Here is a 14,449-nt window from a genome sequence, read left to right on the forward strand (position 1 = left end):
GTATGTGCAGGAATATATCATTCTATCAATGTAATTGATACAATCGTTCTGAATATTCGTTATTATTCTTCTAGGTTTTGTGGAGATAAAATGTTTATGTATCAGGAAAATCCTAGCCTCAATATTCTAACTATGTCATTAATGTATAATCATCCGGATAGAGATAAAGCAGATAGAGAAAGGTTAAAAACTGAAACAGTTAACAGGGCTTTATTGCTAAGTCTTAATGAACTCCGGTCATCAGATTATCGTGGTTTGGCTAGATGTCCTGACAACCTCCTCTCTGGTACAATAAAGTTTCTATTATCATCTGATGATAGAAACGTATCGTTCCCAGATCTACCAAAAAATGCAGAATTATTACAAAAATCAGCAGCATTAGAGTACCTCATAAAGGCATTAAAAGAATATCCTAAGAATTGTATCAGTGAAGGATGGTTGAATGGGATCAAATGTGCTATAGATCATGAACACGTAGAGTTGTTTCAGTACTTACTTGATATAGCGATAGGTAATGAAAGGAATGCATGTAGTATTGAAGAGGCATACAATTATTTAAAAACAAAAAATAATCCAAAGATGATAGCTTACATAGAAGAGCGTGTATGCTTCATCTATAGAGATAATATTAAACCACTACCATCAGATACACAAGAAATATGTGCTATATGTCACGCAGATAGTGAAAAGAACAATAAGCTATTCCCACTCAAGTGTACATGTAAGTATTATTATCATAAAGAATGCATTAGAGAGTGGATAAAGGTTTCTTCATCCTGTCCTTTTTGTAAAGTTAAATTAGAGTATGAACGTTTGTTTTTCTCGAATTTTTTACAGTAGTTGACATTTAACATGATAAACAGTAAAAAATTAGGTCTCTACTCTTTCCAATTAAGCATGTAACTAGTCGGCCCTGAAATATTATATATTTATTTGTTTATGAATATAAAAACCCGTATATTATATTATATATAATAACCATTTTTAGAGTTTTTTTGTATAAAACCTTGCAAAATAGGGATGAAATCTAAGAAGATAAATCATTCTTGTGGTAGGCTTTTTGAGCAACGCTTATCTGGGATTCTTAATCCCCAACACGCCTTATTTCAGTTAGCTGATTCCATTCCTTGGCAATCCTTAGAATCAGATTTAGCCCGCAGCTTTAGCTATGGCCCCGGTCAACCTCCTTTACCTATTCGTTTGATTGTAGGCCTACTCATTATCAGTCATATGTACCAAGTTTCTGATGAACAAGTAGTTTCTAGATGGGTAGAAAATCCTTATTGGCAATACCTTTGTGGCTATGATTATTTTCAGATTAAGGCAGCTTGTCACCCTAGTTCATTAACTCGTTGGCGTCAAAGATTGGGAGCAGAAGGTCTTAATAAGATCTTATCGATGACTATACAATTAGCCATTAAAAAAAAAGTAGTCTGCCCAAAAGAACTTGAAAAAGTGATATCCGACACTACTGTAATGGAGAAAAATATTCGCTATCCAACTGATTCTTCGTTGCTTAATAAGGCTAGACAAAAATTAGTGGCTATAGCTAAGAAAACAGGCGTTAAACTCCGTCAAACCTACCAACGTCTAGGGCCAGCTATCAAACGTAAAGTAGATGGCTATGCACATGCTAAACAGTTTAAACGTTTAGCCAAAGGCGTTAAAACATTAAAAAACTATCTTGGTCGGGTGGTAAGAGATGTAGAACGCTCTATACAATCGTGTGATGAAGCAATACGCACCCAGTTTAGACATCTGCTTTCTATAAGTAAAAGGATTATTAACCAATCAAAAAAAAGTAAAAATAAAGTCTATAGTATCCATGAACCTGCTGTTTACTGCGTAAGTAAAGGTAAGGCTTTAAATCCCTATGAGTATGGTTGTAAGGTGCAATTTACGCTCACCCATAAACAAGGCTTGATTGTATCAACGGAAGCTTTACATCCTAATGAATATGATGGACATACCTTGCATAGAAGTTTATTACAAGCAGAAAAACTATCTGGTACTCAGGTAAAACACGTCTTCGTAGACAGGGGTTACAGAGGTCATAATATACCTAATAGTCAATGTAATATATTTATAAGCGGCTCTAAAAGAGGTATAACGCCTAGTCTCAAAAAAGCACTAAAAAGAAGATCTGCTATTGAACCACATATTGGTCATATGAAATCTGATGGTAAATTAGCGGTTAACTACTTGAAAGGAATATTGGGAGACAAACTCAATGCTATTCTATGTGCTATTAGCCATAATCTACGCCTTATTACAAGAAAAACATTCCTAATACCCACCTAATCAGGTAAAATAAAACCTATAGCACTAAGATGCTTTATCCTGAACTAACGTATACAGATACCAGGATTAGAATAGATACAGAACATGAAAAAATTGAAATGGGGCAGGTGATTATTTTTTTAATAAATAACTTGAAGTATGAATACTTCAGGGCCGACTAATTACATATTTCTCAACTATCGTTCACTCAATGCTGTCAACCTAAAAATTATATAATTGATTTTCAGTTATATAAATAATATGAGCCAGTTTAAAACTTTTCTTAGGTTGACGGCATTGGGTGTTCATCAACTAGACCCCATACCTTCCTATCCTTCATTAGTTCTTCTATCAATACGATATACCGATCTACAAATTCATACATCTAAATTTTACCCTATAGTAGGGTACTAGTCGGTTATGTAAGGGTCAGTACCCAAGATCAAGAAGTCTATCTTCTTTCATTCCGTACTATCCTACTTCTTGAAAATAGCCCATAGGACTAACTCTAAAGCTTTTTCGTTGTAGTAGTTGATATTTAATCTGACATTTATTAATTTGTGTTGATATAAATACCGACTACTATTATGAATTTACATCAAAAAATCATCAAGCCGAAAGTAGGCTTATTGGAGCTAGCAAAAACGTTGGGGAACATTTCATCGGCGTGTAAAACTATGGGTTATAGTAGAGATAGCTATTATCGCTTCAAAGCCTTGTATGAAACAGGCGGTCAAGAGGCTTTACAAGAGATAAGCCGTAGGAAGCCGATTATGGCTAATAGAGTAGATCCTAGTATAGAAAAAGCAGTAGTAGATATGGCGATAGATTATCCAGCCTATGGCCAGCTTAGAGTATCTAATGAACTAAAGCAACAAGGTATCCTGGTCTCTCCTGGCGGTGTCAGGTCTATCTGGTTACGTAATGACTTAAATAATATAAAAAAACGTCTTAAAGCCTTAGAAGCTAAAATGGCTCAAGATGGCCTTGTTTTAACGGAATCTCAGCTATCCGCATTAGAAAAACGTAAGCATGAACAAGAAGCATGTGGAGAAATAGATACAGAACACCCTGGTTATTTAGGCTGTCAAGATACTTATTACGTTGGTAACTTTAAAGGGATAGGTAAGGTTTATACGCAAGTATTTATAGATAGTTATTCTCGGGTAGCTCATGCAAAACTCTATACTGATAAGACAGCCTTGACAGCTGCTGATATGTTAAATGATAGAGTATTGCCTTGGTATCAAGAACAAAGCATACCCCTCTTGCGCATTCTAACAGATCGTGGTACTGAGTATAAAGGTAAAATAGAGCATCATGCCTTTGAGTTGTTTTTAAGCATAGAAGGCATAGAACATACTGTTACTAAAGCCTATTCACCGCAAACCAACGGGTTCTGTGAGCGGTTTAATAAAACGATGAAACAGGAATTCTTTGATACAGCTATGCGTAAGAAGATCTATACAGACCTGGATGTCTTGAAACAAGATTTAGATAGCTGGTTACATTATTATAATCATGAGCGACCACATTCTGGAAAGTACTGTTACGGTAAAACGCCTATACAAACTTGGGAAGATAGTAAAAAACTAGCCTTTGAAAAAAATAATCAAATCGCGTATCTTAAGAGCATACCTGACAAACTAAACTTAACTGACATCTATACAGTCTAATTTTTACTGCCTGTCAGATTAAATATCAACTACTACAATTTAACGCTAGTTGAGCTGTCGTCCAAATATGGCGTTACTAGCAAAACTCTTCAAAATTGGCAACGTCAGTTTTTAGAGAATGCCTCTACAGCCTTTGATCCATCCAAGGTTGTTAGTGTGTATAAAGAGGAAATTAACGCACTTAAGGATCAAAATGATGAACTTGCCAAGGCCTTAGGCAAGGCCACCGTTGAGCGAGATTGGGCAGTGGGAAAGTTAAAGAGCTTGGATTTACTAAGTAAGAAAAGTCTTGTCAGATCCAAGCTTCCCCACTTATCCAAGGCAAGACAATGTGCGTTATTATCGATAAATCGCTCTTTGATATATTACAAATCTAAGAAATTAAACGACTGTAATTCAACTATTTTAAAGAAAATAGATTTGATTTACAGGGAACATCCAGAATATGGTTATCGTTATATATACAATCAACTACAAGAAGATGGGTTTAATGTAGGTAGAGATCGTGTGCTTAAATATATGGGTGTACTGGGTATATCGGCTATTTACCCTCGCAAGAAGCCAGCCACTTCTTGTAAAAATGCTCAACATAAGGTATATAGTTACTTGTTGGATAAATATTGGTTCAACTCTGGTAAAACAAAGCACGTTCATGTACCTAAATCGAATCAGGTTTGGAGTGGGGATATTACTTATATTCGAACCAATACTGGTTACATGTATCTTTCGGCTATTATAGGATTGGCATAGTAAAGCCATACTAAGTTATAAATTATCCAATACCATGGATACAACGCTTGTAACAGACACATTGCAAGAAGCACTTAGCAAATATCCTCCACCAGAGTACTTTAATAGTGATCAAGGTAGTCAGTATACTAGTCATAAGCATACAGATCTATTAAAAAAACATAATATTCAAATCTCCATGAATGGAAGAGGTAGAAGTATTGATAATATTGTAGTGGAAAGATTTTTTAGAACACTAAAATATAATTACCTCTTTATCAATGAGTTTAAAAATATTAAATCCCTAAAAAAGGGAATTAATAGTTACATTACTAAATATAATTACCAAAGGTTTCATTCTAGTATTAACTATCAAAAACCTATGAACGTTTATCTTAACCATTTAAAATTGGTAGCTTAGCAAATGGGAAAAAATAGGAAAGAAAAGTAAGAAAAAAATGTCCGAAAAAATCAGTCCATTATAAGTGTGCACTAAACTGTGTCAGCGTACCGGTTCAGTGAACATTTCCTACAAATTCCCTTTACTACAGATTATGCTTATAAATTTATAATTTCAAGGATAATTGTAATAAAACCTTAACCGCTATGCCCACAAACGCCATATCACTAGAACCCACACTGCGCTTAGCCATACAACAAGCATTTTTAGAACGCTATAACCTACCCTTATCAGAGGAGGCATGCAGTTTACAAGTGACCAGAAAAGAATTCGAAGGCACCTTTTCACTCCCTGTATTCCCTTTTTGTAAAAGATGTAATGCACAACCAACCACATTGGCAGAAACAATAGGCCAGTGGCTGCAAACCCATACCAAGCTAATAGCCAGTTATAATGTAATCAGCGGTTTTTTAAACCTTGTGATCGATGATGCCATTTGGATGGCTACTTTAGCCTCTATTGCAGAAGATCCCACTTATGGTCGTTTGCCTAGCCAAAAGCAACAGATAGTGGTAGAATTTTCATGCCCCAATACTAATAAGCCCCAACACTTAGGTCACCTACGCAATAACTTTTTAGGCAGCTCCTTGGCCACCATATTAGACGCCGCTGGATACACAGTACATAAAGTAAACCTAATCAATGATCGAGGCATTCATATTTGTAAGTCTATGGTGGCCTACCAACAGTTTGGGGAAGGCGAAACGCCAGAAAGCAGCGGCATAAAAGGCGATCATCTGGTGGGGAAATATTATGTAAAATTTGACCAAGTATATAAAGCAGAACTGGAACAGATGCAAAAAAATGGGGAGGATGGCCCAGTCCCACCCATTCTGCAGCAAGCACAAAAGATGTTGGTCGAATGGGAACAAGGAGCGCCTGCTGTAATCGCCTTGTGGAAAAAAATGAATGGATGGGTCTATGATGGCTTCAACGTCACCTATAACCAATTGGGCATTACCTTTGATAAGACCTATTATGAATCTGAGGCTTATTTGCTAGGTAAAACGATTGTAGCAGAAGGACTAAATAAAAAAATATTCTATAAAAGAGCAGATGGTGCCATTGCAGTAGATTTATCCAAAGAAGGGTTGGGAGAAAAAGTATTGTTGCGCAGCGATGGAACAGCTGTGTATATTACACAAGACTTGGGTATAGCCGATTTGCGGTATGCAGATTACCATTTTGATCAAATGATCTATGTAGTGGGTAATGAGCAAGCCTACCATTTTAAGGTTTTATTTGCCATTATGGCCCAATTGGGCAGGTCATATGCTGCTGCTATGCACCATTTCCCCTATGGCATGGTGGATCTCCCAGATGGTAAAATGAAATCTAGAGAAGGAAATGTAGTAGATGCCGATAACCTTATAGAAGAGATGATCGATACGGTTAGCCGCTATATGCACCACACCCATAAGACTGAAGACTTAACCCAAGAAGCACTGCAACAATTGCACCATACCTTAGCAATGGGTGCCTTGAAATTCTTCTTGCTACGGGTAGCCCCATCAAAAAGAATGCTGTTTAATCCTAACGAATCCATCGATTTTCAAGGAGATACAGGAACATTTATTCAATATACCTATGCTAGAATTTGCTCACTAATGCGCAAGGCTCAAGCAACCTTAACGATGCCACCAGCCCCTCTAACCACGCCACTTAGTCAGCTGGAACAGGCGCTGATCTTTCAACTCTATAGGTTACCAGAAGCAATAAAGGAAGCAGCAGCTACCTATATGCCCTCTGTGATCGCCAATTACGCCTTAGAATTAGCCAAAACCTATAATAAATTTTATGCAAGTTATCCTATACTACGGGAGGCTAATCCTGCTATGAAAGCGGTTAGGCTGCTGCTTTCCATTTGTGTAGCTAAAGTGCTTAAAAAAAGCATGGCGCTACTTACCATTGAACTGCCAGAGAAAATGTAACGTATCTATTCACCCCACTGGTTCATAATGATTTTTATTCCACTTTATTTCGCATCTATTCACGCCTGTGTCTGGGCCCCTTATCTCCTTCGATAAAAAGTCTGGCCCGATAGTAAATAGCTGAATCGATATCTTTTTCAGCGGGAAAATCGTGAACTCAGCCCGCAGGCGGGCTTCAAACAGACGATTTTCTAATCCGCTGAAAAAGATATCGCTCACCTGTTAGTGTTTTACTAGAGCGCCATTTTTTATCGAAGGAGACGCGAGGCTGGCAATGGTTAGCCATTTGCTTTTTCAGAAAAAGGTAGCCATAGTGATGCATGGATATGGCAGAAAAGTAAATTTTAGCCACAGTGGTGAATAGATACTTTCTTTCTTGATAAAAACCAGTCTACCAGACAATAGGTGTTTGGCCAGTAGCCAATAGGTAACTATTGGCTTTGCTAAAATGTCTATTTTGAAAAAATCCCCTATGGGCAGATAGTGGAGAAGGATGTGCCGATTTGAGTATAAGGTGGCGCGAACCATCAATCAATCCCTCCTTTTTTCCAGCATAGCTGCCCCATAACATAAATACTACATGTTGCTTGCCTTTTGAAATCGCTTGTATCACTGCATCGGTAAAAAGTTCCCAGCCTTGATTTTGATGTGATCCTGCTTTATGCGCTTCCACCGTTAAAGTGGCATTTAATAACAATATGCCCTGCTTGGCCCAACCATCTAATGAACCAGATATAGGCTTCTCGATACCAACATCTGTTTGGAGCTCCACAAAAATATTCCGCAATGAGGGTGGAAAAGCAACGCCCAAAGGGACAGAGAAAGCCAGCCCATCCGCTTGCCCTGGACCATGATAGGGATCTTGCCCTAAGATAACCACTTTCGTATCGGTAAAGGGTGAAAGCGAAAAGGCTCTAAATATATTTTTAGCTGCTGGATAGACCACGCCCCTTTGGTAAGCCACCCTCACATAATCGGTTAGCTTTTTGAAATAAGGCTGCTCAAATTCCATGGCAAGCGCATACTTCCAGGATGGTTCTATTCGTACATTCATGCTTGCAAACGCTCGATCATAGCCATCAGTTTGTAAAGATTTTTGTATCTATTCACGTCACTGGTTAATAATGAATTTTATTCCACTTTTTTCTTGATAAAAAAGTGGACAAAAAATCAAGCCCTCGGCAAAAAGTTCCGGAACCCACCCCTTACAGATGGAAAAACAGAAGTCGCCCGCTGCGCGGGCTTCAAAGGAATCTGTTTTTCCTAATCATCTGCAAGGGGTGGGTTCTATTTCGAAACTTTTTACAGGGGCATTTTATCACTATGGCCATAGTATTGAACAGATACAGATTTTTTATATAGACCGCCCCTTTCAAAGGCTCGATTTTTAATGGATAACATACAACGCCTGACATAAATTATAAAAAAAACTTGACTCGATCAATTTCTTTTTATAACTTCGCTTTTGTTGCCCACATTCTAAGCCTAAGCATTATTAGGGCTAGGCGTGGTGTAGGGCCAGCCATTATTTAACTGTAACATGAGACATTACGAAACGGTATTTATACTATCACCAGTACTTTCTAGCGAACAACTAAAAGCATCTATAGAAAAATATAGATCTTTTTTAGTGGAGCGTAATGCAACAATAGTACATGAAGAGGAGATGGGTTTAAAGCCATTGGCCTACCCTATAAAGCATAAAAAAAGCGGAGTCTATCATTTGATAGAATTTACCAGCGATCCCAGTTTGATTAAGGAGCTGGAAGTTACCTATGCAAGGGATGAGGAGGTATTGCGGTCTTTAACATTTGCCTTAGACAAGCATGCACTGGCGCATAACATGGAAAGGAGATTGGAGCAAAAAGAATCTAAGAAAGCAGTAGCGCTATGACTTTAGTAAACGAATCGATACAAAAAAAAACCATTACCAAGAAATTTTGTCGCTTTAAGCGGTATGGGATTAAGTATGTGGACTATAAATGTGTTGAGTTTTTAATGAAATTTCTCAATGAGCAAGGAAAAATACTACCTAGACGCATTAGCGGAAATAGTTTAAAATATCAAAAAAAAGTGGCTTGTGCAGTAAAGCGTGCTAGGCAGCTTGCTTTGCTTCCTTATGTAGCGGATAATTTAAAATAAACCAAAGATGGAAGTAATATTAAAGCGTGTGCATAAAACATTAGGAAACAAAGGAGACATCGTTTCGGTCAAAGCTGGTTATGCTAGGAATTATCTGATTCCGGAAGGGCTTGCTGTTGTAGCCAATGAGATGCATAGAAAGGTTGCGCAAGAAAATGCAAAACAAGCAGCCCATAAAATGTTAAAATTAAAAGCCGATGCAGAAGCACTGTTGCCACTTTTAGCAGCTGCTAAAGTAGTAGTGCGTGCAAAGGTGGGTGAAGGTGGTAAAATATTTGGCTCTATTACCCCTTTGCAAATTGCTAAAGTGCTTAAAGAGCAGGGTATCATAGTGGACTATACCAAAATTGCTATTGACCTGCCTATTAAGCAAATAGGAAACTATCAAGCTGTGTTAGCCTTACACGAAGGAGTTTCCTATACATTAACTTTTGATGTAGTTCCTGCTTAAGGAAATACGGTAATCTTGGGGCTTCATATAGCGTGTGAAAGGGAGGTTTGTTGCTAGGAACTCTTTTACAGTATCATTTTTTTGTTTTTTGTTTTTTTTGATAAAAGCTATAGGGGCCCCTTCCCCACTTATTCCTTAAATACTTAAATGGTTACATGCAGCTTGTATAGATTACGTATTAAATTGCTCAATTTAATAATATCCCTATGTGGATGGGTGATGATCCTCAATGCCAGCTGCACAGGTGATATACCTTCTTATGAATATCAATATCCACTGCATTCTGCAATACGTGAGGGTCATACAGAAAAAGTTATCGCATTGTTGAATGCAGGTAAGGATGTTAATCAAAAAGATAATTACAGGGATACCCCCCTTCATGTCGCAGCAAGAGAAGGTCATCTAGAAATAGTTGAACTATTGCTAAAGCGTGGAGCAAAAGTTGGTGCAAAATGCTTCCGTGGTTTGACCCCCCTTCATTACGCAGCAAGAAACGGTCATGCAGAAGTAGCTAAAGTATTGCTACAGAATGGAGCACAGTGTGATGCAAAAGACTCCTACTATGGCAATGCCCCTCTTCATGAGGCAGCAGAAGCAGGTCATGCAAAAACAGTTCAAGTATTTCTAACACAGAATGACATCAATGTTAATATCACAAACAAAAGTGGCCACACCCCTCTCTGTTTGGCAGCAGAAGCAGGCCATGAAGAAGTAGTTAACATCTTCCTAAAACGGGATGACATCAACGTTAATAAGATAGGGGATGCGGGACTCTATATATATCCGATTCATTTAGCAATACAAGAAGGTCAGCAAGGAGTAATTACCATGTTACTAGCACACCCACATATTGACGTGAATCGAACAAATAGGAGGGGCAATACTCCGCTCCATATAGCAATCATATACAGCAATCTACCAACCATAAAAGCATTGCTAGAAAAACCTGGAATTCGCTTGGATATAAAAAATGACACTGGAGACACTCCATTTGACTTGGCTAAGAAAAGTAATATGCCACTATACGTCGATCTTATAGAGAAAGCTCAGCGCCCTCCCGCTATAGGAGGATAGTATCTATTCACGTCACTGGTTAATAATGAATTTTCGTATCTATTCACGTCTGTGGCTGGGCCCCTTATCTCCTTCGATAAAAAGTCTGGCCCGATAGTAAAATAGCTGAATCGATATGTTTTCCAGCGGGAAAATCGTGAACTCACCCCACAAGCGGGCTTCAAACAGACGATTTTCTAATCCGCTAAAAAACATATCGCTCAGGTGTTAGTGTTTTACTAGAGCGCCATTTTTTTATCGAAGGAGACGCGGAGCTGATAATAGGTTAGATATTTGCTTTTTCAGAAGAACGTAGAAATAATGATGAGTGGATACAAAAGATCTATTGACGCTTCACTAATTTTCAGTGTATACCAAAACATGCGGCGGCAGCTCCCCATCTATCATTTGTTCATAGCTCATTATATACCTTGCTCCATGCAAATGAGCAGTAAGCGCTCCCTTAGGATGCAAATGAAATGGTTCTATAACGATATGCTTCCAGCTAACGCATTGCTGCCCATCTAAACGCTTATAAAGCGCTTCTTTAGCTCCCCAATAGATGGCCAGCTTTTCAAGACAATGGTTGGCAGCCTCTATTTCCTCCTTTGTTAAAAACTTTTCCTGGACCAGATGCAAGCTGGGCTTAACCATCTCCAGGTCAATGCCTATAGGAAACGCAGTAGATAATGCTACAGCGGCTGCATAACGGGTATGGGTAAAGCTAATATGGAAGCTGCTATGCACGAAAATAGGTCTGCCCTGTTTATTTTTAGAAAGTGGTAAAATGGGAAAGCCTAATTTTTTCAGTAAGGTATAAAGGGCTACTCTAACAGCTAATGACTGCCCCATTCTATCCTGAGAGGATAGGCCTAGACTGTGAAAGTCAGCTAAAAATTGAGGAGGTAATTGAAGGCGCAGCGTTGCCAAACTTTCTTCAATCTTCCAAACTAGGCAAAACCGAGTAGCAGCATGGGTTGAAAAGCTATAAACAGGCATGTTGGCCGCTATTAAACTGCAATAGGCCCATGCGCCCCATCGAATTTAAGCGGTGGACTTAGATTCCGCAAAGCTTTTACGTATAGCTTCTGCGTCTAAACATTTAATAACCGGCATAAACATAAGACGCTTAATGGAAGCTTTACGTTGTGCTGCTTTGGTTTTATTTCTTCTTGCTTTACGCTGTAGTCTAACGGGCATGATATTTAAATTTTAAGTTCAATAGACCTTTTGAAGCGCTACTGCTGCTGGTCATTTGCACGACAACTCGGTGCTCAAATCCTCACATACATCTAGTACACGCCGACTTTGCACGCCGCCTCCCCTACAAACTCCTCAACATAAGCGCGTTTCAAAAAAATCTAAATAAAAGGCAATCCATAGCAAGTGTGGGCCCTGCAGGATTCGAACCTGCGGCCTTCTGTGTGTAAAACAGATGCTCTAACCAGCTGAGCTAAGAACCCCATTAGAAGAACAAATATAATTATTTTTCCATTTTTTTCAAAAAAACCACTTATGCCACGCTCAAAGTATTTTGCTACCATTCAGGTGACTTCTGGGATGGTAGGTTTGCATAACTTGTTTGAGATAGCTTTTATCTAGATGGGTATAGATTTCCGTAGTAGTGATAGAACTATGGCCCAACATTTCTTGTATGGCACGTAAATCGGCTCCTCCTTCTATTAAATGGGTAGCAAAAGAATGTCTAAAAATATGAGGCCCTACCTCTACCTGTACCTTAGCCTTTCTAGCAAGTGCTTGTACCATTAAAAAAATCATCACTCTGGTTAAGCCCCTACCACGCCGGTTTAAAAAAAGAGTATCTAAGTAATCTGATTGAATGGCCATATGGCTACGCACCTCCTGCACATAGTGTTTAATGTACTTCAAAGCTACCGCACCAATGGGTATCAAACGCTCTTTATTACCTTTGCCAATTACACGTACAAAATTTTCTTCGAAATAGATATGGCTTAACTTCAAAGAGATGAGCTCAGAAACACGTACACCTGTACCATAGAGCGTTTCTACAATGGCCCGATTGCGCATGCCAATTGGCGTAGAATGGTCTATCGCATGAACCATCGCCTCAACCTGGAATACAGACAAAACAGATGGCAAATACTTACCTAACTGAGGACTTTCAATCAGCTTAGTGGGATCCTTAGTGATATGACGCCCCAACCATAAAAATTTGTAGAAAACACGCAAACCAGAAAGAATTCTTGATTGACTAGTAGCCATCATGCCCACATCATGCAGTGTGGCTAAAAATTCTTGAATATGCGCTGTATCAACTGTAAGTGGGGAGACCGCTTTACCCAACATAAACCGGGAAAACTTGGCTACATCAGCAAGGTATGCTGCAATAGAATGGTCAGAAAGCAAACGCTCTAAGCGAAGATAAACTTCAAAATGAGACAAAAAACACTTCCACTCTTGTTCCATTGTAGCCACTGGCAACACAGTCTATAATAAAAGACCAGCTGCAGCTCCCCCTGCTGGACTCGAACCAGCGACCCTTTGATTAACAGTCAAATGCTCTAACCAACTGAGCTAAGGAGGAGTATACAAATAAGTCTTGAAAGAATTCTAGTACAATTTTACCATTTTTTTCTTTCATAAGCAATAGACCTTTTTCAATCAGCCTACTCAAAATCACCCTGTAACTGTATAGCCAATGGCGCGGGCTTAAGGAATTTATCTTATTTTTTTACTCAGCACTGTGGTTGAAAACGCATTTTTTCTAGTTTTTTAAGGAACGTCATTACACGCCTGTGTCTGGGCCCCTTATCTCCTTCGATAAAAAGTCTGGCCCGATAGTAAATAGCTGAACAATAGATTGTTTCATTACCTTTACTGCGCGCCAAATCTTTTATCGGTGGCCATAAGTGCTGCGTATACCAATACTCCATGTAAAAAATGCTGTTCTATTTAATAGTCAATAATATTTATCTCTTAAGCCCGCGCCATTGCCTGTATAGCCATCCCAAGATTGACTTTTTTATATTAAATTTGGCGCAATAGTATAACAGCTGATCTGAATAAAGCATACAAAATGATGGATTCTGCAGATAGCGCAACAAAGCAAATGGCTAGTTGGACGCAAAGGTGTGCCATGGCGCTCATCAAATTTTTAGGTTGGACCATTCAAAACACCACCCATCCAACCCTTTGGAAAAAAGCAGTGCTGGTATTGGCACCACATACCAGTAACTGGGATTTTTTTTATGGCATGTTATTTAAGCTAAGCCATCCAGAGGTGCCCATTCGATTCGCCATAAAAAAAGAAGTAATGTTTTTTCCTCTTTCCTACTTCATGAAAAAACTGGGTGCCATTCCAATAGATAGAAACAAAGCAACCAAAGGTGCCAATATGGTATCTGCCATGGCAACAATGCTCCATCAAGCAAATAAACTATTGCTCGCAATTGCGCCAGAAGGAACAAGAAGCCATGTAAAACGCTGGAAAACAGGATTTTATAGATTAGCTGAAACAGCAAACGTGCCGGTTATTTTGGGGTACATCAATTATGCAAAAAAAGAAATAGGTTTAGGGCCAACCTTTCATCTTACAGGTGATATGGAAAAAGATATGATCAATATTCAAGATTTTTACCGATCCATACCGGGTAAATATCCAGAACAGGGTGTTGTTTGATATGACAATTTGACATTATTGCCACCATTTGGCAAAAAAATTGCATATGCTATAATGTTAACCATT

The 14,449-nt window shown here is 38.5% G+C and carries 15 protein-coding genes, 2 tRNA genes and 1 pseudogene; 12 read left to right on the forward strand and 6 right to left on the reverse strand.

The genetic code is table 11. From position 1 onward, the window contains the following. Positions 1-132: 132 nt before the first annotated feature. The 6 genes and pseudogenes from AAHM81_RS01975 to argS all read left to right on the forward strand — a co-directional run bounded on the left by AAHM81_RS01975 (position 133) and on the right by argS (position 7,076). Positions 133-840, forward strand: a complete 708-nt coding sequence (locus tag AAHM81_RS01975) for an RING finger domain-containing protein (RefSeq protein WP_342265684.1) — start codon at positions 133-135, stop codon at positions 838-840. Positions 841-1,020: 180 nt separating this feature from the next. Continuing rightward, positions 1,021-2,289: pseudogene (locus tag AAHM81_RS01980) on the forward strand (IS5 family transposase); the annotation flags it as partial. 578 nt (positions 2,290-2,867) lie between these two features. After that, the gene (locus tag AAHM81_RS01985; RefSeq protein WP_342265051.1) at positions 2,868-3,956 is read left to right on the forward strand and encodes an IS481 family transposase; all 1,089 of its coding nucleotides are present in this window, start codon (positions 2,868-2,870) and stop codon (positions 3,954-3,956) included. Positions 3,957-4,112: 156 nt separating this feature from the next. Further along, on the forward strand, positions 4,113-4,706 hold the full coding sequence (locus tag AAHM81_RS01990) for an IS3 family transposase (protein WP_342265685.1): 594 nt from the start codon (positions 4,113-4,115) through the stop codon (positions 4,704-4,706). Positions 4,707-4,740: 34 nt separating this feature from the next. After that, a complete protein-coding gene (locus AAHM81_RS01995) occupies positions 4,741-5,106 on the forward strand; it encodes an integrase core domain-containing protein (RefSeq protein WP_342265686.1) in 366 nt (121 codons plus the stop codon). A 185-nt stretch (positions 5,107-5,291) separates the two neighbouring features. Continuing rightward, a complete protein-coding gene (gene argS / locus AAHM81_RS02000) occupies positions 5,292-7,076 on the forward strand; it encodes an arginine--tRNA ligase (RefSeq protein WP_342265687.1) in 1,785 nt (594 codons plus the stop codon). A gap of 391 nt (positions 7,077-7,467) precedes the next feature. On the opposite strand, the gene ung is transcribed toward argS, so the two are convergent. Next, positions 7,468-8,130 carry a uracil-DNA glycosylase gene (gene ung, locus AAHM81_RS02005; RefSeq protein ID WP_342265688.1) on the reverse strand — a complete coding sequence of 221 codons (663 nt, stop codon included), beginning with the start codon at positions 8,128-8,130 and terminating at the stop codon, positions 7,468-7,470. A gap of 157 nt (positions 8,131-8,287) precedes the next feature. On the opposite strand from ung, the gene AAHM81_RS02010 reads away from it, so the two are divergent. From AAHM81_RS02010 to AAHM81_RS02030, 5 genes are all read left to right on the forward strand, one after another. After that, positions 8,288-8,467, forward strand: a complete 180-nt coding sequence (locus tag AAHM81_RS02010; protein ID WP_342265689.1) for a hypothetical protein — start codon at positions 8,288-8,290, stop codon at positions 8,465-8,467. Positions 8,468-8,616: 149 nt separating this feature from the next. Continuing rightward, positions 8,617-8,970: a 30S ribosomal protein S6 gene (gene rpsF, locus AAHM81_RS02015; RefSeq protein ID WP_342265690.1), complete on the forward strand. Its 354-nt coding sequence runs from the start codon at positions 8,617-8,619 to the stop codon at positions 8,968-8,970. After that, positions 8,967-9,218 carry a 30S ribosomal protein S18 gene (gene rpsR, locus AAHM81_RS02020; RefSeq protein WP_144086916.1) on the forward strand — a complete coding sequence of 84 codons (252 nt, stop codon included), beginning with the start codon at positions 8,967-8,969 and terminating at the stop codon, positions 9,216-9,218. The genes rpsF and rpsR overlap by 4 nt, the downstream gene beginning before the upstream one ends. A 7-nt stretch (positions 9,219-9,225) precedes the next feature. Further along, a complete protein-coding gene (gene rplI / locus AAHM81_RS02025) occupies positions 9,226-9,669 on the forward strand; it encodes a 50S ribosomal protein L9 (RefSeq protein WP_342265691.1) in 444 nt (147 codons plus the stop codon). A gap of 162 nt (positions 9,670-9,831) precedes the next feature. Then, entirely contained in the window at positions 9,832-10,743 is a 912-nt protein-coding gene (locus AAHM81_RS02030) for an ankyrin repeat domain-containing protein (RefSeq protein WP_342265692.1), read from the forward strand. Positions 10,744-11,079: 336 nt separating this feature from the next. Here AAHM81_RS02030 and AAHM81_RS02035 read toward each other — a convergent pair whose 3' ends face one another. From AAHM81_RS02035 to AAHM81_RS02055, 5 genes are all read right to left on the reverse strand, one after another. Then, on the reverse strand, positions 11,080-11,721 hold the full coding sequence (locus tag AAHM81_RS02035; RefSeq protein WP_342265693.1) for a 4'-phosphopantetheinyl transferase family protein: 642 nt from the start codon (positions 11,719-11,721) through the stop codon (positions 11,080-11,082). A 45-nt stretch (positions 11,722-11,766) separates the two neighbouring features. Beyond that, positions 11,767-11,922, reverse strand: a complete 156-nt coding sequence (locus AAHM81_RS02040; RefSeq protein ID WP_342265694.1) for a hypothetical protein — start codon at positions 11,920-11,922, stop codon at positions 11,767-11,769. Between the two features lie 189 nt (positions 11,923-12,111). After that, positions 12,112-12,185: transfer RNA gene (locus AAHM81_RS02045), tRNA-Val, on the reverse strand. Positions 12,186-12,246: 61 nt separating this feature from the next. Further along, on the reverse strand, positions 12,247-13,170 hold the full coding sequence (locus AAHM81_RS02050; RefSeq protein WP_342265695.1) for a site-specific tyrosine recombinase: 924 nt from the start codon (positions 13,168-13,170) through the stop codon (positions 12,247-12,249). Between the two features lie 44 nt (positions 13,171-13,214). Next, a tRNA-Asn gene (locus AAHM81_RS02055) sits at positions 13,215-13,288 on the reverse strand. A 492-nt stretch (positions 13,289-13,780) separates the two neighbouring features. Between AAHM81_RS02055 and AAHM81_RS02060 the strand changes: the two genes are divergently transcribed. Beyond that, the gene (locus tag AAHM81_RS02060; RefSeq protein ID WP_342265696.1) at positions 13,781-14,383 is read left to right on the forward strand and encodes a 1-acyl-sn-glycerol-3-phosphate acyltransferase; all 603 of its coding nucleotides are present in this window, start codon (positions 13,781-13,783) and stop codon (positions 14,381-14,383) included. Positions 14,384-14,449: the final 66 nt, after the last annotated feature.

The sequence above is a fragment of the Cardinium endosymbiont of Philonthus spinipes genome (assembly GCF_964030745.1).
GTDB lineage: Bacteria > Bacteroidota > Bacteroidia > Cytophagales > Amoebophilaceae > Cardinium.